24 protein-coding genes are annotated in these 24,975 nt (G+C 34.9%); 12 read left to right on the top strand and 12 right to left on the bottom strand.

Translation table 11 applies throughout. From position 1 onward, the window contains the following. Genes flgE through flgB form a run of 4 tightly spaced genes read right to left on the bottom strand, consistent with a single transcriptional unit; the run spans window position 1 to window position 2,776 of the window. Window positions 1-1,212, bottom strand: coding sequence for a flagellar hook protein FlgE (flgE, locus tag J3U23_RS08800; protein ID WP_065562525.1), 1,212 nt, complete (start codon window positions 1,210-1,212; stop codon window positions 1-3). A gap of 16 nt (window positions 1,213-1,228) precedes the next feature. Beyond that, window positions 1,229-1,909 carry a flagellar hook assembly protein FlgD gene (flgD, locus tag J3U23_RS08795; RefSeq protein WP_370632648.1) on the bottom strand — a complete coding sequence of 227 codons (681 nt, stop codon included), beginning with the start codon at window positions 1,907-1,909 and terminating at the stop codon, window positions 1,229-1,231. 52 nt (window positions 1,910-1,961) lie between these two features. Further along, window positions 1,962-2,369: a flagellar basal body rod protein FlgC gene (flgC, locus tag J3U23_RS08790; RefSeq protein ID WP_141673923.1), complete on the bottom strand. Its 408-nt coding sequence runs from the start codon at window positions 2,367-2,369 to the stop codon at window positions 1,962-1,964. Window positions 2,370-2,371: 2 nt separating this feature from the next. Beyond that, window positions 2,372-2,776: a flagellar basal body rod protein FlgB gene (flgB, locus tag J3U23_RS08785; protein WP_267339052.1), complete on the bottom strand. Its 405-nt coding sequence runs from the start codon at window positions 2,774-2,776 to the stop codon at window positions 2,372-2,374. Between the two features lie 150 nt (window positions 2,777-2,926). Here flgB and flgA point away from each other — a divergent pair, with 150 nt between their 5' ends. The 5 genes from flgA to flhA all read left to right on the top strand — a co-directional run bounded on the left by flgA (window position 2,927) and on the right by flhA (window position 7,777). After that, a complete protein-coding gene (gene flgA, locus J3U23_RS08780) occupies window positions 2,927-3,589 on the top strand; it encodes a flagellar basal body P-ring formation chaperone FlgA (RefSeq protein WP_267339051.1) in 663 nt (220 codons plus the stop codon). Between the two features lie 78 nt (window positions 3,590-3,667). Next, entirely contained in the window at window positions 3,668-3,955 is a 288-nt protein-coding gene (gene flgM / locus J3U23_RS08775; protein ID WP_267339050.1) for a flagellar biosynthesis anti-sigma factor FlgM, read from the top strand. A gap of 22 nt (window positions 3,956-3,977) precedes the next feature. Beyond that, window positions 3,978-4,412, top strand: coding sequence for a flagella synthesis protein FlgN (locus J3U23_RS08770; protein ID WP_065562519.1), 435 nt, complete (start codon window positions 3,978-3,980; stop codon window positions 4,410-4,412). Between the two features lie 137 nt (window positions 4,413-4,549). Next, on the top strand, window positions 4,550-5,680 hold the full coding sequence (flhB, locus tag J3U23_RS08765; protein ID WP_065562518.1) for a flagellar biosynthesis protein FlhB: 1,131 nt from the start codon (window positions 4,550-4,552) through the stop codon (window positions 5,678-5,680). Between the two features lie 15 nt (window positions 5,681-5,695). Further along, a complete protein-coding gene (flhA, locus tag J3U23_RS08760) occupies window positions 5,696-7,777 on the top strand; it encodes a flagellar biosynthesis protein FlhA (protein WP_416380101.1) in 2,082 nt (693 codons plus the stop codon). 34 nt (window positions 7,778-7,811) lie between these two features. On the opposite strand, the gene J3U23_RS08755 is transcribed toward flhA, so the two are convergent. The 3 genes from J3U23_RS08755 to J3U23_RS08745 all read right to left on the bottom strand — a co-directional run bounded on the left by J3U23_RS08755 (window position 7,812) and on the right by J3U23_RS08745 (window position 11,572). Then, on the bottom strand, window positions 7,812-9,194 hold the full coding sequence (locus tag J3U23_RS08755) for an NCS1 family transporter (RefSeq protein ID WP_220225460.1): 1,383 nt from the start codon (window positions 9,192-9,194) through the stop codon (window positions 7,812-7,814). A 42-nt stretch (window positions 9,195-9,236) separates the two neighbouring features. Further along, window positions 9,237-10,604 carry an allantoinase AllB gene (allB, locus tag J3U23_RS08750; protein ID WP_267339048.1) on the bottom strand — a complete coding sequence of 456 codons (1,368 nt, stop codon included), beginning with the start codon at window positions 10,602-10,604 and terminating at the stop codon, window positions 9,237-9,239. Window positions 10,605-10,936: 332 nt separating this feature from the next. Continuing rightward, entirely contained in the window at window positions 10,937-11,572 is a 636-nt protein-coding gene (locus J3U23_RS08745) for an NAD(P)-dependent oxidoreductase (protein WP_065562515.1), read from the bottom strand. 177 nt (window positions 11,573-11,749) lie between these two features. Between J3U23_RS08745 and J3U23_RS08740 the strand changes: the two genes are divergently transcribed. Then, window positions 11,750-12,085, top strand: a complete 336-nt coding sequence (locus J3U23_RS08740; RefSeq protein WP_267339047.1) for a winged helix-turn-helix transcriptional regulator — start codon at window positions 11,750-11,752, stop codon at window positions 12,083-12,085. A gap of 87 nt (window positions 12,086-12,172) precedes the next feature. On the opposite strand, the gene J3U23_RS08735 is transcribed toward J3U23_RS08740, so the two are convergent. Then, window positions 12,173-12,703: a hypothetical protein gene (locus J3U23_RS08735; protein WP_267339046.1), complete on the bottom strand. Its 531-nt coding sequence runs from the start codon at window positions 12,701-12,703 to the stop codon at window positions 12,173-12,175. A gap of 192 nt (window positions 12,704-12,895) precedes the next feature. On the opposite strand from J3U23_RS08735, the gene treR reads away from it, so the two are divergent. The 3 genes from treR to treC all read left to right on the top strand — a co-directional run bounded on the left by treR (window position 12,896) and on the right by treC (window position 17,185). Further along, window positions 12,896-13,852: a trehalose operon repressor TreR gene (gene treR / locus J3U23_RS08730; RefSeq protein ID WP_267339045.1), complete on the top strand. Its 957-nt coding sequence runs from the start codon at window positions 12,896-12,898 to the stop codon at window positions 13,850-13,852. A gap of 162 nt (window positions 13,853-14,014) precedes the next feature. Further along, complete coding sequence (gene treB / locus J3U23_RS08725; protein WP_267339044.1) at window positions 14,015-15,442, top strand: PTS trehalose transporter subunit IIBC; 1,428 nt, start codon at window positions 14,015-14,017, stop codon at window positions 15,440-15,442. A gap of 69 nt (window positions 15,443-15,511) precedes the next feature. Beyond that, window positions 15,512-17,185, top strand: a complete 1,674-nt coding sequence (treC, locus tag J3U23_RS08720; protein WP_267339043.1) for an alpha,alpha-phosphotrehalase — start codon at window positions 15,512-15,514, stop codon at window positions 17,183-17,185. Window positions 17,186-17,243: 58 nt separating this feature from the next. Here treC and J3U23_RS08715 read toward each other — a convergent pair whose 3' ends face one another. The 4 genes from J3U23_RS08715 to J3U23_RS08700 all read right to left on the bottom strand — a co-directional run bounded on the left by J3U23_RS08715 (window position 17,244) and on the right by J3U23_RS08700 (window position 21,871). Further along, entirely contained in the window at window positions 17,244-18,047 is an 804-nt protein-coding gene (locus J3U23_RS08715; protein ID WP_267339042.1) for an AraC family transcriptional regulator, read from the bottom strand. Window positions 18,048-18,148: 101 nt separating this feature from the next. Continuing rightward, complete coding sequence (locus tag J3U23_RS08710; RefSeq protein ID WP_267339041.1) at window positions 18,149-19,678, bottom strand: DHA2 family efflux MFS transporter permease subunit; 1,530 nt, start codon at window positions 19,676-19,678, stop codon at window positions 18,149-18,151. Beyond that, window positions 19,675-20,847 (bottom strand): HlyD family efflux transporter periplasmic adaptor subunit, encoded by a 1,173-nt coding sequence (locus tag J3U23_RS08705; RefSeq protein WP_267339040.1) that lies wholly within the window; start codon window positions 20,845-20,847, stop codon window positions 19,675-19,677. The genes J3U23_RS08710 and J3U23_RS08705 overlap by 4 nt, the downstream gene beginning before the upstream one ends. 268 nt (window positions 20,848-21,115) lie before the next feature. Next, entirely contained in the window at window positions 21,116-21,871 is a 756-nt protein-coding gene (locus J3U23_RS08700; protein ID WP_267339039.1) for a hypothetical protein, read from the bottom strand. 149 nt (window positions 21,872-22,020) lie between these two features. Between J3U23_RS08700 and J3U23_RS08695 the strand changes: the two genes are divergently transcribed. From J3U23_RS08695 to J3U23_RS08685, 3 genes are read left to right on the top strand one after another with little or no spacing between them, the layout of a single operon-like run. Then, window positions 22,021-22,428 carry a hypothetical protein gene (locus J3U23_RS08695; RefSeq protein ID WP_267339037.1) on the top strand — a complete coding sequence of 136 codons (408 nt, stop codon included), beginning with the start codon at window positions 22,021-22,023 and terminating at the stop codon, window positions 22,426-22,428. Window positions 22,429-22,445: 17 nt separating this feature from the next. After that, window positions 22,446-24,290 carry an AAA family ATPase gene (locus J3U23_RS08690; protein ID WP_267339036.1) on the top strand — a complete coding sequence of 615 codons (1,845 nt, stop codon included), beginning with the start codon at window positions 22,446-22,448 and terminating at the stop codon, window positions 24,288-24,290. Then, entirely contained in the window at window positions 24,291-24,953 is a 663-nt protein-coding gene (locus J3U23_RS08685) for a hypothetical protein (RefSeq protein ID WP_267339035.1), read from the top strand. The last annotated feature ends 22 nt before the right edge of the window (window positions 24,954-24,975 follow it).

The following is a 24,975-nucleotide window of genomic DNA, read 5'->3' as shown; positions in this document are numbered from 1 at the left end:
TTATCTTAAATTAACTAATGTATTAAGAATTTGATCTTGTGTCTTAATGGTTTGAGAATTAGATTGATAATTACGTTGGGCAACAATCATATTGACTAATTCTTGGCTCATATCAACATTGGATGATTCAACGGCACCACTGGCTAATGATCCAAAAGTACCAGTATTGGCTGAGCCTAATACTTCACCACCAGAATTTAGTGTTGAACGCCAGTTATTATTCCCTGCTGACTCTAATCCATTAACATTGGCAAAATCAGCCATGGCAATTTGACCTAATAACATGGTTTGTTGGTTGGAATAAACACCATAAATAGTGCCATCATTGTTAATACTATAACCAACTAAATCACCTGCTGCATAACCATCTACGATAGGCGTTTTTATGCTACCGACTTCTTTACCCATATTTTGTTGCGTACTGTTTGCAAGTGATAATGTAAAGCTATTATCTTCTGATCCATTTATGCCATTAATATTGATAGTCATTTCGGGATCGCTGATTAATTTGCCTGATGAATCAAATTCCATTTTTCCTAATGCTTGTAGAGTTGCATTAGGATCGCTACTATCAAGGTAATGAACATCCCATTGGTTATCTGCTGTTTTTACATAAAAAAGCTGAACATTACGTTGATTACCTAATGAATCATAAGTGGTGATAGTGGTTGAATAATTGAATGTGTCAGCATCTGTTGCATTAATCGGTTGTTTTTCAGGAACTTTACTATTTGAATTTAGATTTGTTTGCAAAGCAGCTTTATTGGTTGCTGATGCATTTAACATTTCTTGTGAAATTTTTAATGGGCCTGGTGCTGAACCTTGTTGAATTTGTGGTGGAGTACCTGTCGCAAGATAACCAGTCAAGTTGAAACCGTCAGCAGATACGATATTACGTTCAGCATCTAATTGAAACTGACCATTACGGGTATAGTAGATTTGTCCACTACTATCAACTAATCTGAAAAATCCATTACCTGAAATCGCTACATCTAAACTGTTGTTGGTTGAGGTTGTTGTCCCGTCATTAAAATTTTGCATAACAGCAGCAACTTTAACACCCATCCCTACTTTTGAACCGGCATAGATATCAGCAAATGAAATACTAGCACTTTTAAAGCCAACTGTTGCAGAATTGGCAATATTATTACCAATAACATCTAATTGTTTAGAAGCGGCATTCATACCACTGATTGCTTGAGAAAATCCCATATAAACTTATTCCCCTTTAAAGAATTTGACGCACTTCGTCAATACTAATTGAACCAAGTATCCCTAAATCAAGTAATACTTTATTATTAACTTTGCTATTAATTACTCCGTAAACAACAGAGTAAGCTAATGGTGTTGATGTGACTTTTTGCCCCTCGTAAGTAGCATTAACTGAAAACGTGTAGCTACCATCTGGAGCTAAAGTTCCATCGTTAAGTTCTCCATCCCAAGTAAAAGAGCTGACACCAGCAGGGATGGATCCAAGATCGACTTCTCGTACAACATTACCATTTTCATCTTTTATGGTGATAACAACTGAATCAGCATCACGCATAAGTTCAAAACCAAACGGCGTAGTAATGGTCTCTTTATCACTTTTTGAACCATCTATTTCTGAAGTTGCGACTAATATTTTATTACCAGGAACCATAACGCCTTTACCAATCATATTGCTCGCGTTGACTGATAAACTATCGTCAATCTGGCCTGAAACCATACCTAACGTTGTATTAAGTCGTTCAATGCCTGCTAATGTATTAATTTGCGCCAATTGCGAGGTTAACTGACTATTATCCATTGGATTAGTTGGATCTTGATTCTTCATTTGGGCAATAAGTAATGTTAAAAAGTTATCTTGTAATTCCTGACTAGAATTACCATCAGATGAACCTTTCCTCACTGCTTGTGGACTAGCCATATTTGACGATTCTGAAACTGGTACATTCGAAATACCCATGAATTAAGCCCCTTTATTGCCCTAAGGTAAGTGTTTTAAGCATTAAGCTTTTTACGGTATTAATGACTTCCACATTTGCTTGGTAGCTACGAGATGCTGAAATGGTATTGACCATCTCTGCCACTACATCTACATTAGGTTTTTGAATGTAACCTTTCTCATCAGCTAAAGGGTGCTTAGGGTCATAGACTAAATTCATTGGTGATGGGTCTTCGATGACCTCAGATACTTTTACTCCAGCTATGCTATTGGGATAATTGTTATCATCGACTTGGAAAATAACTTGTTTAGCTCGATAAGCTTGACCTGAAGTACTTGTAACACTATCAGCATTTGCTAAATTACTCGCACTAACATTCATTCGTTGAGTTTGTGCCATTAATGCAGAACCAGAGATAGAAAAAATAGAGAAGCTCATAATGGTTATCCTTGCTGTAATACGGATACTACATTTTTAAATTGTTCACCTAAAAATGTTAAATTACTTTGATAATGGATACTGTTATCCATAAAAGCTGTTCTTTCTTGATCCATTTCAACAGTATTACCATCAGCAGATGATTGATAAGGAATGCGATACAGAAGTTGATAATCTGCTGAGCCGATGGTTTGGATATGCTTTGCTGATGTTATATTAAGCTTTATATTATTAAGCGTATGTTGATTATTGATAGCTTTTTTTAATTCAATATTAAAATCAATATCTCTAGCTTGATAATTAGGCGTATCACTATTGGCAATATTGGTCGCAAGTATATTTTGTCGTTTTTCACGAACACTTAATGCTTGTTGATGAAAGTTAACAAAAGTATCTAATTTATTTAGCATAAAATCATCTCATCTTTTTTTATGTAGAGAATTTTAAGCAAATCAAAAAAAAATCATCGTATAAATAACGATAAAAATTGCCCTTATTTCAACATTCAATAAATAAGCTGATAAAGTAAAATTTAGTTACCAATAATGTTGTGAACAAATATGTCTCAGTTTATAAAATATCTAAGCCTTTTAGGTGTGTTGTGTAGCTCAAAAATAGCTTTGGCTAACTCAATGGAAAAACAGATTAGCGATCTAATCTATCAACAAATTAGCGAAACTAATATTGATAATATTGCTATTGATTACCTCACTTTGAAACCTCAGTTAAATTGTGATTCACCAACATTTGCGATTTTAAATAAAAATAAGCAGTGGGGTAATTTAACCATCACTGCTAAATGTGAAAATATCACTAAATATATTCAAGTTTATGTTGCTGTTACTGGGAGTTATGTTATGGCGAATCAGCCGATAAGTGCAGGAACATTAATGACAGAGCAGCAAGTGAAAATGCAATCTGGGCGGTTAGATAAATTACCACCTGCTGTAATTTTGAATAAATCAGAGGTTATCAATCATATTGCTTTAAGAAATATTAATAATGGTGAGCCAATTAAAAATTCAATGTTACAGAAAAATTGGCATGTTAAAGCAGGTCAAACTGTAAAAGTAATTGTTAATGGTGAGGGTTATTCAATTGCTGCTAATGGCAAAACACTAAGCAATGGTGCCTTGGGTGAATTAATAAATATCAAACTTAATACAGGTAATATTGTTCAGGGTGTTGTTACAGAAAAAGGTATCATAATTTTAAACAAATAAAATTAATGATTTTCTAATTTTTGCCGATAATTAGATTAAACCTCCCCTATAAACCTCAACGTTAATTGAAGGAATTTTATGAGTATAGATGCAACAAAAATGGTTACCGCCGTATCAGGGGTACTTAATCGTATAAATGAGCAAAATAAAAAAACTAATGCATCTGTGCAAAACTCAAATAACTTAACGTTGAATGTTAAGTTAAGCCAAAATACTATAGCTTTGTTGCATTCAACTGAAAATGATATCGATACTAGTAAAATTGAAAAGATAAAACAGGCCATTACTGAAGGTAAATTAGTGATCAATCCAAATAAAATTGCCGATGAAATTATTAAGCAAACTTTCGAAAATATTGAAATCTAATTGATTTTGAAGGAATGTCGTCATGTTAGAATTAGATAACATTTTTAATAATGTAACAGTTATGTTACAAGCCCTGTCAGATATTTTAGAAGCTGAACAACAAATATTATTTAAAAATAATTCAGTAAATCAATTGAGTGAAATTATAAACCAAAAAAGCCAATTACTTATTGAGTTAAAATTACTTGATGAAAAAAGACTAAAAGTTAGTCAGCAATGCAATATTCAATCACCTTATAGTGAAAAACAAGAGTTAGCATTAAAATGGCAAGCTATCACAAAAATGACTCAGCGATTAGCTCAAATCAATCGGGAAAACGGAGTGCTTATTCAAAACCGAATGAACGTGACGCAACATTCAATAGACTATTTAAAAAGCATGAATAATCCTGCTGTTTATACCCATAATGGTTATCAACAACCAGAAACTATTTCATCTAAACGCGCTAAAGTTTAATCATTTTGAAGTTGTTTTACGGTAAACGAGATAAATAACTATTAAATTAGGGTCTTATTAAGCCAATAACTTTATCAAGTTGCGTTCATACTGTGCTGTAAACGGTAATTAGGCAATAAAATTGATTTAATTAAGATATGGCTGATGATAGTGATCTAGATAAAAGCGAACAACCCACCGATAGCAAATTAAAAAAAGCCAAGGAAAAGGGACAAATCCCACGATCTCGCGAGTTAACATCGTTAATTATTTTGTTGGTTAGTATCCTATTATTTTGGATGATGGGCAGTCATTTTGTTGCTAATTTAAAAACAATTATTCAACACGCTATGTTGGTTGCATACCGAACAGATGATGATAAACAAATTATTTTCAATTTAATTAATTTATTAACCGCTGGATTTTGGTCGATTTTACCTATTTTTTTCGGATTAGTCATTATTGCCATCATTGCACCTATGGGGGTTGGTGGTTTACTTTTTAGTTTGCAATCAATTAAACCCAATTTTGGTAAATTGAATCCGATTAGCGGATTTAAAAGAATTTTTAGTATTCGAATTTTTTCAGAGTTATTTAAAAGCCTGCTTAAAGTTGTTTTAATCGGTTTTGCCGTGACATTGTTTCTAATCAATCAATTTCCAAATATGCTTTCGCTGCCAAATATGTATTTAAATAGTGCATTATCTAACGTTATGCAACTGCTTATTTATTCAGGAATATTAACTATTTTAGCTTTAATTCCTATGGTTGGATTTGATATTTTTTATCAAATCTGGAGTAATTTAAAAAAATTAAAAATGTCTAAACAAGAGATTAAAGACGAGTTCAAGGAGCAAGAAGGTAATCCACAAATTAAAGGCCGGATTCGCCAGATGCAACAAGCAATAGCCAGACGTCGAATGATGAAAGATGTACCAAAAGCCAATGTTATTATCACTAACCCAACTCATTATGCGGTTGCACTACAATATGATGATAAAACTATGTCTGCCCCTAAACTGATAGCTAAAGGTACCGATAATATCGCTATCAAAATTAAAGAAATTGCCCAAGAGCACCGCATTCCACAATTAGAGGCTCCTCCTCTCGCTCGGGCTTTATATCGCTATGGTGAAATAGGACAAACCATTCCAGCCGAACTCTATGCTGCCGTTGCGCAAATTTTAGCCTGGGTTTATCAATTGAAACGTTGGCATAAACATGGTGGTGATAAGCCTCAAAAACCAACGAATATACCGATCCCTGAATCTTTATCCGTAAATGAGTAAAAGTAAATCTCTATGATGAAATCAAAATTAGCCAATTTATTATCAGTAAATCTATCAAAAAGTGGTCATTATCGAATTTTAACAGGGCCAATGCTTATTTTATTGATTCTTTCAATGATGGTATTACCTTTACCTGCATTTATATTGGATCTGTTTTTTACTTTTAATATTGCATTATCAATTATTATTTTGATTGTTGCCTTGTTTACTAAGCGGGTTTTAGATTTTGCAGCGTTTCCTACCGTTCTGCTTTTTGCAACGTTATTACGACTATCGCTAAATGTTGCTTCAACTCGGGTTGTACTGTTAAAAGGTCATACTGGTAGTGATGCAGCTGGTAGAGTTATTGAAGCTTTTGGGCATTTTTTAGTGGGTGGTAATTTTGCTATTGGTATTGTTGTCTTTATTATTTTAGTTATCATCAACTTTATGGTAATCACTAAAGGTGCTGGTAGGATTGCTGAAGTTGGTGCTCGCTTTGCGTTGGATGGTATGCCAGGTAAGCAAATGGCAATTGATGCTGATCTCAATGCTGGATTAATTGGTGAAGATGAAGCCAAAGCACGGCGCGCAGAAGTTACACAGGAAGCCGATTTTTATGGCTCAATGGATGGTGCGAGTAAGTTTGTACGTGGTGACGCCATCGCTGGATTACTAATTATGGCCATAACCATTGTTGGTGGATTATTAGTTGGGGTAATGCAGCATGGTATGACATTTTCAGATGCAAGTAAAACCTATGTATTACTGACTATTGGTGATGGTCTAGTTGCACAAATCCCTTCACTGATTATTTCTACCGCTGCGGGTGTAATTGTGACTCGGGTTACCTCACAAGAAAACATTAGCGATCAAATGCTCAAACAGTTATTTAATAATCCTCAAGTATTAATCTTAACTGCGGTTGTTATTGGTTTGCTTGGACTTATTCCAGGGATGCCAAATTTAGTATTTTTAATGTTTACTGCGGTATTATCAGTAATTTCTTGGTGGTTAACCAAACAAAAGAGAGTTGAGAAAACAGTTGCTACTCCACCAAAAAGTGTTGCAGCGCCAACAAATGTTGACGCTTCATGGTCTGATGTCAATATTGAAGATATCTTAGCGATGGAAGTTGGATACGGGCTCATTCCTATGGTTGATCAAAACCAAAATGGTGAATTACTTGGTCGAATTCGTAGTTTGCGTAAAAAGTTTGCGCAAACATTAGGCTTTTTACCGCCTCAAGTTCATATTCGCGATAATCTCTCGTTATCACCTTATCAATATAAAATTTTTATAAAAGGTGGTGAAATTGGTCAAGGCGAAATAATGAATAATAAATGGTTAGCGATCAACCCCGGCACAGTAACCGAAACTATCGATGGCATTGAAACTATTGAGCCGGCTTTTGGTTTACCTGCTGTTTGGATAGATGAAAATGACAAAGAAAATGCACAAATATTGGGTTACACTGTTGTTGATACTAGTACCATGATTGCCACCCATTTCAATCATTTGTTACATCAATTCGCCAGTGATTTATTGGGACGATTAGAGACACAAGAATTATTGGATCGAATAAAGCAGGATATTCCTAAATTAGTCGAAGATTTTATTCCTGACGTAGTGCCTTTAACTACTTTTCATAAAATTCTACAAAACTTACTTTCTGAAAAAGTGTCGATTCGTGATATGCGCACAATTATTGAGACGATTTGTGAACAAGCACCAAACCAAAATGATGCCTATCATTTACTCAGTATTGTTAGAATAGCGCTAGGGCGTGTGATTACCCAACAATGGTTTCCTGGGGCAGAACCGATAAGAGTAATTGGATTAAATATTGATTTAGAAAGAATATTACTGCAAGCTTTGCAAAATACTAGTAATGTTGAACCGGGACTAGCAGAACATATTCTTCAACAACTCAAACAAGCATTAAATCAGCAAGATGCAATGGGAGCGCCGCCTGTTTTATTGGTTAATCACACATTAAGAGCTATGCTCTCCCAGTTTTTAAGACCTAATTTTCCTCAATTAGCCGTGTTATCTAATTTAGAAATACCTGATAACCGAAAGATCCAAGTGACATATCAAATTGGCAGTGAATTATGATAAATTTACTGCACAATATTGATCGTCATTTAATCTATTTTTTTTCAAATATTGTCCCTTTTTTGAAAGGTGAGTTTTTAAATGAGAATTTGGTGAGCAATATATAACTTATACCACCAACAACAAAGCCGACAATCCATGTTAAGCTCACTTCATAAAATGCAGCTGCTGATCCAATAAGCATCGCTAGAATAGCAGCGGGGTTAAATCCAGCAAATTGACCGTTGTTATCATATAGTGTATTTACATCAATTTTTTGGCGACGTAACAGATAGTATTCCACCAACAAAATTGCCACAATTGGTCCCAAAAATGCGGAGTAAATTAGAATAAATAAACCTAATCCTTTTGCTGAGGTATCCTGAACAAGAACCCAAGGAAAAGAAGCGATAGCTAATAATCCTGTAATGGTTACTGCTACTTTATATTTAGCTTTTGTTAATAACGTAATTACGTAAGCTGGTGGGATAATATTAGCAACGATATTTACAGCAATGGTGCCTAATACAATAAAGGATGATACCACGATGGTGATATATGGATTATTTACTACAATCGCAAATGCTTTAACTGGATTAGAGTTACCTGTGACTGAAGCCAACATCACACCAATGGTAATAATAAAACCGTAAGCAACAAAAATTGGTAGAAAATAGAGGAGCCCTCTTTTTCTATCACTAAAGCCAGCTTTTAGTTCTCGTGAGTAATCAGCTGCACTAAGAAAAATTGCGGCGTAATTACCTAAAAACATCATAATGAAGCCACAGAATGGTAATCCCCAAGTCCCTTCGGTATTTACCCATTTGTCTATAATAATCTCTTGATGATTATTGAGTAATATAATAAAGACATAAATTAACGCACAAAGAATAACAATTGAAATTAACGTTTCTACCCATTTTATTGCATGGAATCCATATAGCGACAAAGCGATTTGGAAAAATTGTAAAATAAGAAAGCAGATAAATATATTATTAAAATCACCATTAGATAATATTCTAATAATTTCATTGAGCGCAGTTGCACCTATCCAACTTTGAAATCCATACCAAACAATAGCAGGAATACCACGGAGTAATGAAGAAATAATAGCGCCTTTTATACCAAATGACATGCGAAGTTGTACCACATAAGGAATACCTGTGCGATATCCTAAGCGATCATTAAAAACAAAAATTGTCGTGATAATCAATATTGCAATTAATGTTGCGGCAAAAGTTTGGAAAATATTCATGGTGGCCACACCAGCTACAACTAAGCTTGCACCTAAGGTCATATTACCCAAATTCATGCCATCGCCAATCCACATAAAAGAATAGGCTAAAGGATTCATAGTTCGATCTTTGCTAGATTTGGGTAATAAAGAACTATCAATCTGCATAGATGTATTTGGTGATTGTGCTGTATTATTCTTCATGACTTTCCTTCCCTACTTATTTCTATCGTTTCAATTCCATTATTAACGCCGAATAAATTCACCTCTTGGTATTGAACTAATACCGGCATTAATTTGATAAATAGTTTTGCCTCGTAATAATGTTTGAACAACTTGTGCGCCAATTTGTCGTCCTACATAAGGACTAAATTTATTACGATATTCGAGATCTTGCTCTTTTAATACATAGTTAGAATGAGGTTTAATAAAGATGATGTCAGCATCTTTACCTACTTGAATTGAACCTTTAGTTGGTAAGTTATATCTTTCAGCTGGGTTTTTAGCGATGATATCGGCAAATTGTTTTAATGACATACCCCGTTTTTGTACGGCTTCATCAAACATAATATCTACATTATTTTGCACACCAGAAATTCCGCCCCAAGCATCAAAGGCATTGGCTTTGTCTTTTAAATCGTAAGTACATGGTGAATGGTCAGACACCGCAGTGATGATGTGGCCAGCAAATAGATATTTCCATAATCCTTCTTGAGCTTGCTGATCACGGATTGGTGGAGAACATTTTGCAATTGGTCCAATAGCATCCAATTGGTCTGTAGTAAAATAGAGGTAATGGATACAGGTTTCGCACGTCACATTAATGCCTTCTTGGCGTGCTTTGATAACCTCTTCAACTCCTTCAGGACAAGCGACATGGCATATATGAATCGGGCACCCAGTTTGTTTAGCGAAAAAGATTGCTCGACGAATTGCTTCAACTTCAGTAAATGCCGGACGGGTTGCTACATATTGTGATAATTTACTTTCGCCTCGTGCTTTAGCTTGTTGCCCTAAAATATCAGTAATTGCGGCATTTTCTGCATGGATAGCTAACACTTTACCGGTTTTAGCAATTTGGCGCATTCCTTCCCATAATGCGTAATCATTTACATTGGCAAAATCACCGTCAAGGTTTGGATCACCACAGGTTGCCATAAAACATTTAAATGCCGCGACACCTTCTTCGACTTGTTCTGCAATACCATTATTGGTCAGGTTATAAGGAACTAATCCACCATAAGAAGCTACATCGACATAAAGTTTTCCCTCACCAGCAGCATATTTGGTACGAAGAGTTTCGCCACTAGTAGTGGCAGGGAGTTGGTTAAGAGGCATTTCAACAAAGGTTGTTACGCCACCTTTTGCACATGCTTTTGTTCCTGTGATATAGCCTTCCCACTCATGACGAACACCACCAGGTTCACTAATATGAACATGAATATCAACCATTCCGGGACTAACAATTAAGCCATTAGCATCAATAATTTCATCGGCTTGCACTAAATTAGGGCCAATTGCTGCAATTTTGCCATTTTTTATTGCAATATCGGTATAAGTTTCGCCAGATTCGAGAATGACAAGACCATTTTTAATAATGAGATCGTACTGCATAATAATTTTCCCAACTGAATTGATTACAAATTAGACATATACTAATTCATATTATCAGTATTATTTGTTTTATCAAATTTTCATAATAATCTTTATACTTATGCAATAAACGTGCCACAAAATCAAAAAGTAAGTCATAACTGACATGATTTGGTTTTCTGTAAGTGTAATTGCACTAAAATGATCCATTTAAATCAGTTTGGTTAATTTTTTTGCACCATTTTGGGTGATTAGATAGGAAAATCGAATAAAACATTGGAATGATTAGATTATGTGCCTTACATTAAAGTAAACCTTTTAGGTATCGCTAGTAATGTAAGGCCTTGAAAATATTATTTAGTAGCTACAGTAAAACGTTGTTTAATGTGTTTTGCATTCTCTGCTTCATCAATCATCGCGATTGCATAGTCAGCATAGCTGATTTGACTTTTCCCTTGGCTATTAACCAAAATTTGCTCGCCACCAACAATGTAATGACCAGTTCTTGGGCCATCAGCAATAAACTCAATTGCTGGGCTTAGATAGGTCCAATTTACATCATTACAAGTTCTTAATTGATCTAAAGCTTTTGCCATGTTATTGGCTAATGGTTTAAATTCATCTGGGAAATCCGGAGAGTCAACTAAACGAATAGTATGCTCAGGATTGACATATAAACTACCTGCACCGCCAACAACTAATAAACGATTAGGTTTACCGCTTAAAATATCAGTTAAGTGTTTTAAGCTAGTTTGATGTTGTGGAAGGGTTTCTGGCGTCCATGCCGCAAAAGCATCAATAATGACATCAAAAGGTTTCAAATCTTCATAAGTTAGATCAAACAGATCTTTAACTAGAATTTTTGCCTTAGGGTCAACATGAGCGTTTGGATTACGAACAATCGCCGTTACATCATGTCCACGCGCAATTGCTTCTTTAACTATCAGACTACCTGACTTACCACTAGCACCAATAACCGCAATTTTCATTTTTTACTCCTTTATTAATTTATAAGTATTGTTTGATTCAGGTTTTAAATTGGAAAAATCTTTTAACAATTTGATATTTTTAGGTTAATATTCTAAGTATCTATTGTAAAGTAGGTACCAAGCAGTAATATAGTTACCGAAATGATACTATTATTGAATTTAAAGGATTTTTAACTAATGTCACTCAACGGAATTTTACCTCCTTGCCCTGTCGAAATTACCCTTACGTTAATGGGTGATAAATGGAAAGTCTTAATCGTTCGTGATTTATTAACAGGTACAAAACGCTTTGGAGAATTAAAAAAATCACTAAACGGTATATCTCAAAAAGTCTTAACTCAACATCTAAGAACAATGGAAAAAAACGGCTTAGTCAGCCGCAAAGTCTATGCCCAAGTACCACCTAAAGTGGAATATACATTGACCGATGTCGGGCAAAGTTTAAAACAAGTGCATGATGCTATGTTAGCGTGGGGAAGTGCTTATAAATCAAAACAAAGTGCTAATAAATAGGTTTCATTTATAAAATAATTTTTCTATTTATACATAAGTAATGTTAGTAAACTAATAGCATGATTTTCATTAAGCAGAAAATTATGGCTAATTAGCCTCAAATTTAGAACATATGAAATAAAATTCATCCGGCTTTGAGTCTTTATCCTGACCAATAACGATTGTATCTGGGTAGAGATTATTGTCGGTAATCGGGGTAATTTCCTTTTGGAATATGTCTGTATCATTCAAAGGAATAGGTTCTTCACAGCTGCGTAATATAGGGTTAACCTCAATCAATTTAGCGAACTTGTACATATCACCTTTGGCTTTAGCATAAAAAGATGTGACAAAATTATCGCTTTCATAACGAATCATATTAACCCATACATTCTTAACTTTGATAGGTTGCTCAAAATAGTATTCGATTTCATTTATACTATCTCGTTTTTTTATAGTAATTTTTTGTTTTGCAAGTTCAGCAATGATCTTTTTATCTTCTATGGCAAAAGGCTTTGACTGACATAATAAAGCTGATCTAAATTGTTCTGTTATAGTCTTCGTGTCATCACTAGACGCATAGCCAGATAAACTCAAAAAAAATAGCGTGTAACCTAAAAGTAAATATGATTTTTTCATAATTCATTGTCTATATGAGGTTATTAATGCTTTGTTGATTCTGTTTTATTCCTCTGTCAAATCTCAATCTAATTATAAATGAAGAATAAGTAATAGTTAATAATTTTGATATTAACTTACTAGCCACCCTATCGCCATTTTGTTAAAACTATATTACTATGATTTAATTGATTTTCATTATAAAAATTGATTATGAATAAGCCATCACCGAATTTAACCATTAAAGATATTGCCAAATTGAGCGGGGTGAGTAAATCCACTGTTTCGCGAGTTATTAATCACGACCCAATGGTGAAGGAATCGACACGTAACAAAGTGATGGCAATTGTTGAACAATATCAATTTACCCCATCCAAATCAGCTAGAGCAATGCGTGGTTATGGTAATAAAGTGATTGGTATAATTGTTACTCGCCTAGATTCCATATCCGAAAATCATGCAGTTCGAAACATGTTGCCTGTTTTTTATGCAAATGGGTATGATCCGATTATCATTGAGAGCCAATTTAGCCCGCAAAAAGTCGAAGAACACCTGACAATGTTAAAAGAAAAGCAAGCTGACGGTGTAGTGATTTTTGCTTTTACAGGATTGAATAGCTCTCGACTGACATTTTGGCAAGATAAATGTGTGGTTATTGCTAGGCCTTTTTCTGATTATACTTGTATTTGTTATGATGATGTAGGGGCGGTAAACAAAGCATTAACCTATTTATATCAAAAGCATAAAAAAATTGGCTATATTGGTATTACTAAACAAGATCAGACTACTGGCGAATTACGCTACCAAGCGTATACTAATTTTTGTCATACTCATAAACTTAAGCCAAATGCGGTGCTTGGCAAATTAAGTTATTATTCTGGTTATGAACTTGCCGAGTCAGTATTGGTTGATTCACCAACAGCAATCGTTTGTGCTACCGATTCAATTGCTTTAGGCCTAAATAAATTCTTATCTGAAAAAAATATCAATAATATTGTTGTTATTAGCATTGGTAGTAGCGATCTGCTTAAATTCTTGTTTGCCAAAACGATTACAGTCGATCTTGGTTTTGATAAAGCGGGTACTTATGCTGCAAACGAGTTATTGCAAATACTACAAAGTGGAGCAAAACCTAAAATTATTACGGTTCCTTCCCAAATACTTCTTTAACTATTTTTGAGTGATATATTGCCTAAAATTGTGAGGTTTATCACAAAAAGGGAACGTTCCCATTTATTTAAATAATAATTCAATTTATGCTTAATTGTTACCAAATTAGGGTCGAAATAATTAAAAAATTTTGGCTTAAATTGAAAATAAGGAGACTTAACAATGGCAAAAGCACCTAAAGTTTCAACAAAATCAATTATGCAATTGATTGAACTTGTTGGAGGAAAAGAAAACATTGCTAGTGTTACCCATTGTTTGACAAGATTAAGGTTTGCGCTTGCTAATCCCAAATTAGCCAATGTTGAAGCGATTGAAGGATTGTCTTTTGTCAAAGGATGCTTTAATAATGCAGGGCAGTTTCAAGTTATTATTGGAACGGATGTGGATAGTTATTACAAATTATTGATTGAGCAATTAAATATTGACGAAGCGACCAAAGAGCAAACAAAAGCCGCCGCTAAACAAAATATGTCATGGTTTGAACGGTTAATCTCAAATTTAGCTGAAATTTTTGTACCATTATTACCTGCACTGATTGCGGGTGGTTTATTACTCGGCTTGCGTAATGTAATTGGTGAGATGCCAACTATTAACGATAAACCGCTTACTGACACGTATACTTGGTTGGTACCTATTCACAGTTTCCTTTGGTTACCGTGTGAAGCGATTTTCCACTTTCTACCGGTGGCTATTTGCTGGTCTACAGTCAAAAAAATGGGCGGTTCTCCTGTGTTAGGGATTGTTTTAGGCATAACACTGGTTTCTCCACAACTGATGAATGCTTATAATTTAGGGAAAATCGTTCCTGAAGTGTGGGATTTTGGTTGGTTTACGATTCAAAAAGTCGGCTATCAAGCACAAATGATTCCATCTATTTTTGCTGGTTTGGCATTGGGATGGATCGAAACTCGATTACGTAGAATTGTCCCTAATTACCTAACTTTAGTGATTGTACCAATCGTATCACTACTATTAGCCGTCGTCCTTGCACATTTTCTTTTAGGGCCAATCGGACGAATGTTAGGCAATGGTATTGCTTATGTGGTTAAATACTTAATGACTGGTGATTATGCCTTCATTGGTTCGGCAATTTTTGGATTCTTTTATGCACCGTTGGTTATTACTGGAATTCACCATACTACATTAGCTATCGATATGCAGATGACAGAAAGTATGGGCGGTACACCAATTTGGCCAATCATTGCTTTATCCAATATTGCTCAAGCTTCAGCCGTTGTTGGCATCATTTTGATCAGTCGAAAACATAATGAGCGCGAAGTTTCCATTCCTGCTGCTATATCCGGCTATCTAGGTGTTACTGAGCCAGCTATGTACGGTATTAACTTACGCTATAAATTCCCAATGTTCTGTGCCATGGTTGGTGCAGCTAGTGCTGGCTTAATCTGTGGTTTATATGGTGTATTATCTAATGGTATCGGTGTGGGAGGATTGCCTGGTATCTTATCAATAAAACCTGTTTATTGGTCAATTTATGCCTTAGCAATGCTAGTAGCGATTATTGTTCCAATCGCATTAACCATCATTGTTTATAAAATAAAACAGAAAAAAGGCACACTAAATATTCAATAATGATAATAAATAGTAATTCACCCGTTTTATGTGAATTTAATTTTACTGATTAAAAATAAAGAGCAAACAATGAATACGAACGAAATCCCTTGGTGGCAAAATGGTACTATTTATCAAATCTATCCCAAAAGTTTTCAAGCCAGTGGTGCGAGTTCAACGGGGGATTTATTAGGTATCATAAGTCGATTAGATTATCTGAAAAATCTGGGAATTAGTGCGATTTGGTTAACGCCAATTTATCCTTCTCCGCAAGTAGATAATGGTTATGATGTATCGGATTATTATGATATTGATCCGGCTTATGGCACGATGGACGACTTTGAATTATTGGTTAAGCAGGCGCATGAACGTGATATCCGTATTATGATGGATATGGTATTTAACCACACTTCAACAGAGCATCCATGGTTTAAATCCGCCTTAGATAAAACCAGCCCATTTCGATCGTTTTATATTTGGAAAGATGCCAAAGCTGACGGATCAGAACCCAACAATTGGCGATCTAAATTTGGCGGCAAAGCCTGGCAGTGGCATGAGCAATCAGGACAATACTATTTACATCTATTTGCAAAACAGCAAGCCGATCTTAACTGGGAAAATCCAACCGTCCGCCAAGAGATTAAAAACGTCTGTCAATTTTGGGCGGATAAAGGGGTTGATGCATTAAGGTTGGATGTGATCAATTTGGTTTCTAAACAGCAAGACTTTCCGGATGACGTACAAGGTGACGGACGAAAATATTATACGGATGGCCCGAAAATACACGAATTTTTACAAGAGTTAAGTCGAGATGTTTTTCAACCTAATGGTTTAAAAACCGTGGGTGAAATGTCGTCCACTACGCTTGAAAACTGTCAAAAATATGCCGCATTGGATGGCAAAGAGTTGACCATGACGTTTAATTTTCATCATTTAAAGATTGATTATCCAAATGGGGAAAAATGGACGCTGGCTAAACCCGATTTACTTGAACTCAAAAAGATACTTGGCTATTGGCAAGTGGGTATGCACGGTAAAGCATGGAATGCGATTTTCTGGTGTAATCACGATCAACCCCGCATTGTGTCACGTTTAGGTAATGAAGATCAATACCACAGCGAATCGGCCAAAATGCTGGCAATGATTCTTTATGGGCTACAAGGCACGCCGTATCTTTATCAAGGTGAAGAGATTGGGATGACCAATCCCCATTTTACCCATATTTCGCAATATAAAGATGTGGAAAGTCTTAACATCTACCAAGAAAAAATTGCCGAAGGTGTGTCAGAGTCTGATATGTTAGCGATTCTTGCCAGTAAATCACGGGACAATAGCCGAACGCCAATGCAATGGGACAACACCGTCAACGCCGGATTTAGTCAAGGTAAACCTTGGATTGAGGTGGCAAACAATTACCCAAAAATCAATGTGAAGGCAGCACTTGACGATCCTAATTCCATTTTTTATTGCTATCAAACTTTAATCAAATTACGCAAAACATACCCGATCTTTATTTTCGGTGACTATCAAGATCTAACGCCTGATAATGCTGATTGTTGGTGCTATGTCAGACATTGGAATAATCAAACATTACTTGTGATAGCCAATCTGACCGAAAATACGGTTAAATGGCAATTGCCTAAAGCATTAGAAAATAGTTCTTGGCAAAAATTGTTAAGTAATTACTCAAATCAAACAGTGCTCGAAGGTGAAATGGTATTACAGCCTTATGAAGCAACGTATTTGTTGCACGAAAATAATTAGCAATTTTTAACATACTAAAATTAACGCAGAATTGAATGGTTCAGCTGGGTCTGGTGAGTTATTTTTCTGCTGGCTTTTGCAAACAATAAATATGTTTACCATGTTTATTGTTTGGCAATTTTTGATTATAAATTAACGCTCGTTTCAGCTCTGAGGGTCTTAATCCGAAACTTGCAACACAAGTTCGGCTAAAGTGAGCTGAATCGGCAAAGCCCATATCATTAGCTAAAGTTGTTAATGTTGCCGATGCGTCAAGCGTGTTAATAACATCACGCAATCTTTTCCATAACAGGTAGCCTCGGAAATTGATACCTAGATTTTCTCGAAATAGATGTAAAAAACGACTTTCGGATAAATAAATTTTATCAGCAATTTCTTTTGAGGATATCTGTTTTACCGGCAATAACGAAATTATTGAGGTCGCTTTAACTATGCGACTATCTTGCCGACAAAGACAACTGGTATTAGGGCGATATAATAGATTAACAATATGCTCGATATCGAATACCTGTTTATTTTCAATAGTATGTATAAAATATTGTGCCAGTATTGAGGCTTCTTCACGCGATAAACGATAAATAGGATCGTTTTCGGTAAAATGTGACAACAAATGAAAATAAGGCGCGTCGGGTTCGAGTAAAAAATTGATAGCGCAAGTTGTATTTAATTTATGTGACAGATTTGAACGAATAATAAAACCAAATTCACGATACTTTTTATCTTCTGTACTTAAAAAAATATCGTTTAGTGATATCGTTAATTGTAAACAAGGATGGCGATGAAAATCGGTATTAACGTTATGGAGAAAGTACAAAGTTGCTGAATCTTGTTCATCTAATTGAATCACTGAATCAATATGCAAAATGCGCTCTCCTGCTTATTTTATATCTGAATACTATACGAATGATTGATACTTAACTCCTGCCACAAAATAAAAATCACGTTGATTTAATTAGCCTGGTATCAATTAACCTTCACTGAAGATTTTGCTAACCATACTATACCAATTAAACCTAAAAATATCATACCATATAGCCAAAAAATTTCATTAATGCCAATTAATAAGCCTTGATTGGTAATCTGTTTTGCCAGCATAGCTGACACTTGCATGTTAGATAAATCTAGTTGATTGAACTGTTGATAAGTGTAATTTAATGCTTGGGAATTTTGATAAATTATATCAGTCAATTGACTGTGATGAATCACTTCACGACGCTCCCATAAAGTAGCGGTTAACGAGGTACCAACTGATGTCGACAACGTTCTAAAAAAGTTAAAAATACTGCCGGCAATTGCTAATTTATGAATAGGAATATCAGATAAAATAATGATATTTAATGGCATAATAAAACACGCTATCGCAAAACCTTGATAAAACTGCGGCCATGCTGCATCAGCAAAAGTCATGTTTGATTCAAATGTATATGCTCGCCAAAAAAAACAGAGTGCAAACACAATAAAGCTAAACGTCACCACTTTACGCATATCAACATTTGAAGCAAATCGGCCAATTATTGGCGCAAGAAAAATAGGAACCAAACCAATTGGCGCCAACACTAAACCGGCGTAAGTTGCAGTATAACCAAACACACGTTGTAATAATTGTGGTTGAATAACCAGCGTGCCAATATGGAGTAAAAATGCCAAACTGATACAAATTGTGCCAATGGTAAAATTTCGGGATTTAAAAACGGATAAATCAATAATTGGATAATCTGTTGTTTGTTCCCAAATAATAAAATAACTAATAAAAACAACAGCTAATACAGAAAGAATAATAATCTGATTAGAATTAAACCAATCAAGCTCTTTTCCTCTATCTAATACCAGTTGTAAACACCCCACGCCAGCTATAAATAAAACTAATCCAATTCTATCAATGGGTAATTTGCTGGTAGCCGTTTCACGATCTTTTAATAAAAGGTGAACACCAAACCAAATGATGATCCCGAAAGGAATATTGATTAAAAAGATCCATCCCCAAAAATAATTATCACTAATCCAACCACCTAGAATTGGACCACAGATTGGCGCAATAATAATTGTCATTGACCATATGGCTAATGACATATTTTTTTTGGCCGGCGGGCAATACGCTAATAGCAAGCTTTGCGATAGAGGGATGATTGGTCCAGAAACCATACCTTGCAATAATCTTGAAAAAATCAGCATGGCTAAACTATTTGAAATACCACAAAGCCAAGAAGTGACTACGAAAAATAAGATAGAATAAGTAAACAATTTCACTTCACCAAAACGCTGAGCTAACCATCCCGTTAAGGGGATCGAAATAGCATTAGCAACGGCAAAAGAGGTGATAACCCACGTTCCTTGCGAATTTGAAGCACCAAGATTACCCGTAATGGTTGATAACGCCACATTAGTAATTGTTAAATCCAAAATCTGTAAAAACGCGATTACCGCTAATAAAATAATTAGTAAGATAAATCTGATGCCAGTTAAAGGCAATGAGGACGCTTTACTTTGATTCATTGAACAATCTGCGTAGCGTAGAAATTGGTTTTTACAATATCCTCAACGAGCTGCTCAAATTCACTTTCATCAAAAGAAAGTGAATCCGTTTGATATTTTATCGTCTTCGCTGGAATATCGGTTAAAAGCTTACCTGACGTATCATGCGTATCCACATTAACATTCATTGATAAGCCTATACGTAATGGAAATTGTTTAAGTTGCGCTTTGTCTAATTCAATCCGTACCGGTAAACGTTGAATCACTTTGATCCAATTTCCTGTCGCATTTTGTGCAGGTAGCAAAGAAAAAGCGCCACCGGTGCCCATCGCAATACCACTTATCTTTCCTTTATACTCAACTTTTTCACCATAGTAATCACTTTCTAAGGTAACTGGTTGACCGATACGAATATCGTTTAACTGTACCTCTTTAAAATTTGCTTCTACCCATACTTGATCTAATGGAACAATAACCATTAAACGCTCACCTTTAGTCACTTGTGTACCAACTTGGACACTTCGCCTCGCGACATACCCAGTTACAGGTGCGGTGATTTTGGTTCGCTTTAAGTTAAGCCAAGCTTGTTTTAATTTAAAAATTGCTTGCTGAATACTTGGTTGTTCTAATAATGGCGTTTTCATTAGTAGCGCATTATTAATGGCTAATTCATGCTGAGATATCTTTAAATCATTAATAGCAAAATCGACATCTTGCCTTGCATGAATAATCTCTTCTTTTGAAATGACCTTTCGTGACCAAAGATTCTCCCGGCGTACAAGATCTTGCTTAAGTTTGTCTAAGGTGACTTGTTTTAACTGAATGCTGGCTGAAAGTTTTTCATTTGTGATCTGAATTTGATGCAACTCTCTAATCGCTTTGATTAACGCATTTTTGGCATAACCAAATTCATTTTCTGCATCAACTGCATCAATCGTTGCTATCACATCATTTTGTTGAATAAAATCGTTATTATCGACATTAATCGTCAATATTCCACCATTTACTTGCGCATCAACCGGGACCTGATTACCCATAACATAGGCATTATCAGTTGATTGAGTAAATCGACTAAACATAAACCAATAAACGCCATAAGCCAAAGCAAAAAAAAGAAATAATAGCGTTAATATAATCAGCTTCTTTTTACGTTTAATTGGGTGCGGTGGCGAATCTATCTCTTTATCCATACTTTTGTCCGTCTAACTACAACATAATTAAGGGTAGAAAACAGTAGTATTAGATAGATAATTGGCTTTGTCTTGAATAAAGTAGCTAACTTGATTTTAAATTGATATAGCTGATTTATTTGAATGAATTTTGGTTAATATATCGACTATAGAATGTAGAAAGCAAAAACAGCAGTCAAAATTCTATAATCGCGATTTTAAAGAGAAATCATTTAACGTGCTGATTGAAACGGTATAGACTCCTCAATCTTTTTTACAAAGATATGAATCAAAAATGTGATTTATGCCTAAAACGAGAGCCAACGGTGGGTAAAAATGTTGCTCCGGCTTTAACATCTAACCAAATTTGCCGATAACGTTGGCGTCGCTTTACTCGGCAATAATTCGCCAATATGGAAAACCCTTGCTTTTCCATTATCCATAGAAAACAGGACTTCCATTTAGCGGCGGTATTGGAGTTAATCCCTAATTGCTGATTAGCGGTTTTGAGGGTTTCACCTTGTAGCAATAAGTCAACAAAAGGCAACCACAGTTCGCAATGAGATAAATGATTTAATTGATATTTTTTGAGCGGATTAAACGTACGTCGACAGCTTCGGCAACGAAAATTAAGGCGGTGACCAATACGAACCGTCAGAGGTGATTCGCAATAATCGCAAGGCATGACGAATGTACTGAGCAAATCTTTAAGCCATGATTTAAATGCTTGCGCTTGCTGACTGACTTGGTTAGGGGTGGTTTTCTCAAGGTCTAATACCGCTTGATAAAGGTCAGGCTCATGCTGTTCCAGCAATTGTCGAATAACATTATCCCGCCTACGAGCTGCTCGTGGTGACAGGTTGAACTGAGCTGCAATAAAACTGTGGGGCTGAGCCGTTAAGGTGTACGGAGCAATATCAATCAGCAATGATGTCGGTTTAAGGCGCTGGCATAATGGACTTGCTGCAACTAACTTTGGCAACTGTTGCAAAAATCGCTCTGCAGCAGGCTGTTGCCTACTCGGTAAAATTGCATGATACATCATTACGCTCCTTATAACGGTATAGACTCCTCAATAATTTTCACAAACACTATAACCTAAAAAGTAAACTCTTGGAATTGTTTAATTAACAACTGCCCAGCCTAAACAGAATATGCTATATTATTTTTTAACTGATTTTACAAGGTGATAAGATGGATATAAAACTCACCAAGTATGATGAAGGCACGGACGATGTGTACAGCATTATGCAACGTGTGTTATTGCGTGATAACCCAATCGACCACCTAATTATCGCCCCTAAATCCTATATCAGCTCTCGCAGTACTAAGCTTATGGACGAGTTAGAACAAAGCCTAAAATACGTACCGACTTATCAAGTGGTTGAACGCATCCGCAACGAAGAAAAGTTGATTGCTAAAGAGAAGTTGGCGGTTGAAAAGGATAAGACAAAAACAGAAAAAGCACGTCGAGAAAAAGCAGAGTCTGAAAAGAAAATACTGATAAACGCCCTACTACAAAAAGATGGCTCAATTGAAAATATTGCGAAGATTTTAAAGATAACGGTTAAAGTGGTTGAAAAAATAATAGATAAAAAATAAATAACAGGATAAGCGAGATGATTGATTTAAAAGCAGAATTACCTAAATTAAATAATTTAGCCAAGCGCCATAAAAATAATTCATTACTGTTTAATTTTTTCTTTAATGAACTCAAAATTAAATGTATCTTTTTTTCACAACCACAAACGTTAATGATTGGAGTTACAGATAAAAATGTAGCGTGGCAAAGTGAAATATCAAATGGAATGTTAAGTGAAAAAATTCCCAATGAAGCCTATCAAGTAATTCGTGACTTTTTAAAATTTGATGATCAATATTCAAATAAGGCTTTTTTTGAAAAATTAAAACAGCAACTCAATCTTCTCAATGAAAATACAAATTCCCCAAAAAGTGATGAGATAAACCAATTAATAAGGCAGTGTATAACAGCCGACAAAAAATATGATTCAGAAGGTGATCGCCCGTTTTTTGACCACTGGAGACGCTCAAGACCAAGTCCCGATTCATTAAATAAAATTCAACGTTATTTTGGTAAAGAGATCAAAGACTATTGCAGTGAACAAAGCATTACTGCTGTTTGGTCAGAGACACCGAAAAGAGATAGTTTAACCTTTGCTGATCCTAAAGATAAAATCATTCAGTCAATGCCAACAAATATTAATAAAAAAGGTTATATACAAAGGATTCAAACGGTAATACCAAATTCAAAAAAAGAAGTCGACATTAATTTAGAGGGCAAAAATTTAATTCTAACTGGTAAAAATGGTTGCGGAAAAACTCAGCTCATCAATCTAATCCATGATTATTTAGTAAAACGGATCGTTGAAAAACAAAATCCAGATATAGATGGCTCAAAAAGAATTTTACAAGATCTTCGATTTAGTCTTCAAAACACTAAAAAATCAAGTACAGATTATGATTATTACCTTCGGAACATAGAATTCTACGAAACTCAACTAAAAGAAGCATTGAATCAGATCATAAACCCAACAGAACTTGAGCAATTAACTGCTAATTATACCGATGGCAAAGTGGTGTGTTTAAAATTTGAGGCAACTCGCCAAGTTAAAATAGCAAAAACAGAATCCGTTGTAAGTGTTGAAAGCTTAAAAAATAAAGAAATTCAAAATAATAGAGGATCAGCTGCTGATTACTTTGAACAATATTTAGTAAGTTATAAAACTCAACAAGCTTTTGCTGATTCAAAAAATATTGGTAATAATCCGCAAGAAGCCCAAAATATTCAACATTGGTTTAACAAACTGGAAGATGATTTTAGAGAGTTATTTGAAGATAATCAGCTATCAATAAATTTTGATCACCAAAATCACCGATTTTTTATTCAACAAGTAGATAAAGAACCTTATGGTTTTCAGCAATTATCTTCAGGATTTTCATCTATTTTAGCGGTTTATGCTGACTTGTTAATGAAAGTGAGATTAAGAGATCTTACACCCGATGAGCTAGAAGGAATTGTTTTAATCGATGAAATTGATGCACATTTACATGTATCCTTACAACGAAAAATCTTCTCGTTTTTAACCAATGCTTTCCCTAATATTCAATTTATTATCACGACTCATTCACCCTTTATTGTCTCTTCGGTAAACGATGCAGTCATTTATGATTTATCGGCTCTTCAAGCTGTTAATGAAAATTTAGCTATGTACTCCTATGAAGCGATCCTTGAAGGCTTATTTGGCGTGTTGCCTATTTCAGATATGTTAAGCGACAAAATTGAGCAATTAGGAAAGTATATCAGTAATAATAATTGCGAAATTAATGAACTAAAAAACTTAGTCAACGAAATTGAACCGCATCAAGCAAAGCTAGATCCTGAATCTCTTTCCTTTCTAAAAAGAGCGCAGTTATTGATTAACAAATGTAGTAGGAATAGCTAAATGTTTAATGTTGATAGAACAAAAGTTGATGTGCCAGTCTCTTTGCAGAATAGAAAAAAATACGATGAAGAAGATGTGTATGAAGCATTGAAAAAGATTTTTTTCGAAAAATGTTACTTGTGTGAGACCAAAAGACCACTATCAATAAATATCGAACATTTAGATGCTCATCAAGGTGATCCAGATAAAAAATTTAATTGGAACAACCTTTATTATGTTTGTGGGCGATGTAATAACATCAAGCTTGCAAATTTCAATGATATTCTAGATTGTTGTGACGAACAAACAGATGTATTTAGAGCTATTAAACTCAGTGTTCCTTCGTCGCCAAGAGCCAAAAGAGTTGATATCCAAGCGATGAATGCTGATCCTAAAACAATTAAGACAGCAGAGCTACTAAAAGAAATATTTAACAATAATAATACCATCAATAAACACATAACAGCCGCCTATCTACGAGAATTAGTTTTTAAACGATACAATGAGTTAATAACCCAATTAAATAGATATTATGGCCAAGATTCCAGTGAAAAAGAAAGACAAGACTCATTAGAAAAAATGAAAGAGATAATCAAACGCAATAAACCTTATTCTGCATTTGTTAGATGGTGCATTTTAGAAGATGAGGAATTAGCACCACTGCTTGAACCATTGATGGATTGATTCATACTTTTTTAAGATATCT

Source organism: Gilliamella sp. B3367 (genome assembly GCF_026536825.1).
In the GTDB taxonomy this organism is placed as follows: domain Bacteria; phylum Pseudomonadota; class Gammaproteobacteria; order Enterobacterales; family Orbaceae; genus Gilliamella; species Gilliamella apicola_E.
This window is presented reverse-complemented; position numbering and strand designations above follow the sequence as displayed.

What these genes read in the sequence shown, in the direction of transcription:
- J3U23_RS08745 (WP_065562515.1), bottom strand. Translation starts at nt 11,572, where the DNA reads ATGAAAATTGCGGTTATTGGTGCTAGTGGTAAGTCAGGTAGTCTGATA.
- J3U23_RS08685 (WP_267339035.1), top strand. Translation starts at nt 24,291, where the DNA reads ATGTTTAATGTTGATAGAACAAAAGTTGATGTGCCAGTCTCTTTGCAG.
- flgD (WP_370632648.1), bottom strand. Translation starts at nt 1,909, where the DNA reads ATGGCTAGTCCACAAGCAGTGAGGAAAGGTTCATCTGATGGTAATTCT.
- treB (WP_267339044.1), top strand. Translation starts at nt 14,015, where the DNA reads ATGGCAAAAGCACCTAAAGTTTCAACAAAATCAATTATGCAATTGATT.
- treC (WP_267339043.1), top strand. Translation starts at nt 15,512, where the DNA reads ATGAATACGAACGAAATCCCTTGGTGGCAAAATGGTACTATTTATCAA.
- treR (WP_267339045.1), top strand. Translation starts at nt 12,896, where the DNA reads ATGAATAAGCCATCACCGAATTTAACCATTAAAGATATTGCCAAATTG.
- flhA (WP_416380101.1), top strand. Translation starts at nt 5,696, where the DNA reads ATGAAATCAAAATTAGCCAATTTATTATCAGTAAATCTATCAAAAAGT.
- J3U23_RS08770 (WP_065562519.1), top strand. Translation starts at nt 3,978, where the DNA reads ATGTTAGAATTAGATAACATTTTTAATAATGTAACAGTTATGTTACAA.
- J3U23_RS08755 (WP_220225460.1), bottom strand. Translation starts at nt 9,194, where the DNA reads ATGAAGAATAATACAGCACAATCACCAAATACATCTATGCAGATTGAT.
- J3U23_RS08735 (WP_267339046.1), bottom strand. Translation starts at nt 12,703, where the DNA reads ATGAAAAAATCATATTTACTTTTAGGTTACACGCTATTTTTTTTGAGT.
- J3U23_RS08690 (WP_267339036.1), top strand. Translation starts at nt 22,446, where the DNA reads ATGATTGATTTAAAAGCAGAATTACCTAAATTAAATAATTTAGCCAAG.
- allB (WP_267339048.1), bottom strand. Translation starts at nt 10,604, where the DNA reads ATGCAGTACGATCTCATTATTAAAAATGGTCTTGTCATTCTCGAATCT.
- flgE (WP_065562525.1), bottom strand. Translation starts at nt 1,212, where the DNA reads ATGGGATTTTCTCAAGCAATCAGTGGTATGAATGCCGCTTCTAAACAA.
- J3U23_RS08710 (WP_267339041.1), bottom strand. Translation starts at nt 19,678, where the DNA reads ATGAATCAAAGTAAAGCGTCCTCATTGCCTTTAACTGGCATCAGATTT.
- flgB (WP_267339052.1), bottom strand. Translation starts at nt 2,776, where the DNA reads ATGCTAAATAAATTAGATACTTTTGTTAACTTTCATCAACAAGCATTA.
- J3U23_RS08695 (WP_267339037.1), top strand. Translation starts at nt 22,021, where the DNA reads ATGGATATAAAACTCACCAAGTATGATGAAGGCACGGACGATGTGTAC.
- J3U23_RS08700 (WP_267339039.1), bottom strand. Translation starts at nt 21,871, where the DNA reads ATGATGTATCATGCAATTTTACCGAGTAGGCAACAGCCTGCTGCAGAG.
- flhB (WP_065562518.1), top strand. Translation starts at nt 4,550, where the DNA reads ATGGCTGATGATAGTGATCTAGATAAAAGCGAACAACCCACCGATAGC.
- J3U23_RS08740 (WP_267339047.1), top strand. Translation starts at nt 11,750, where the DNA reads ATGTCACTCAACGGAATTTTACCTCCTTGCCCTGTCGAAATTACCCTT.
- J3U23_RS08705 (WP_267339040.1), bottom strand. Translation starts at nt 20,847, where the DNA reads ATGGATAAAGAGATAGATTCGCCACCGCACCCAATTAAACGTAAAAAG.
- flgA (WP_267339051.1), top strand. Translation starts at nt 2,927, where the DNA reads ATGTCTCAGTTTATAAAATATCTAAGCCTTTTAGGTGTGTTGTGTAGC.
- flgM (WP_267339050.1), top strand. Translation starts at nt 3,668, where the DNA reads ATGAGTATAGATGCAACAAAAATGGTTACCGCCGTATCAGGGGTACTT.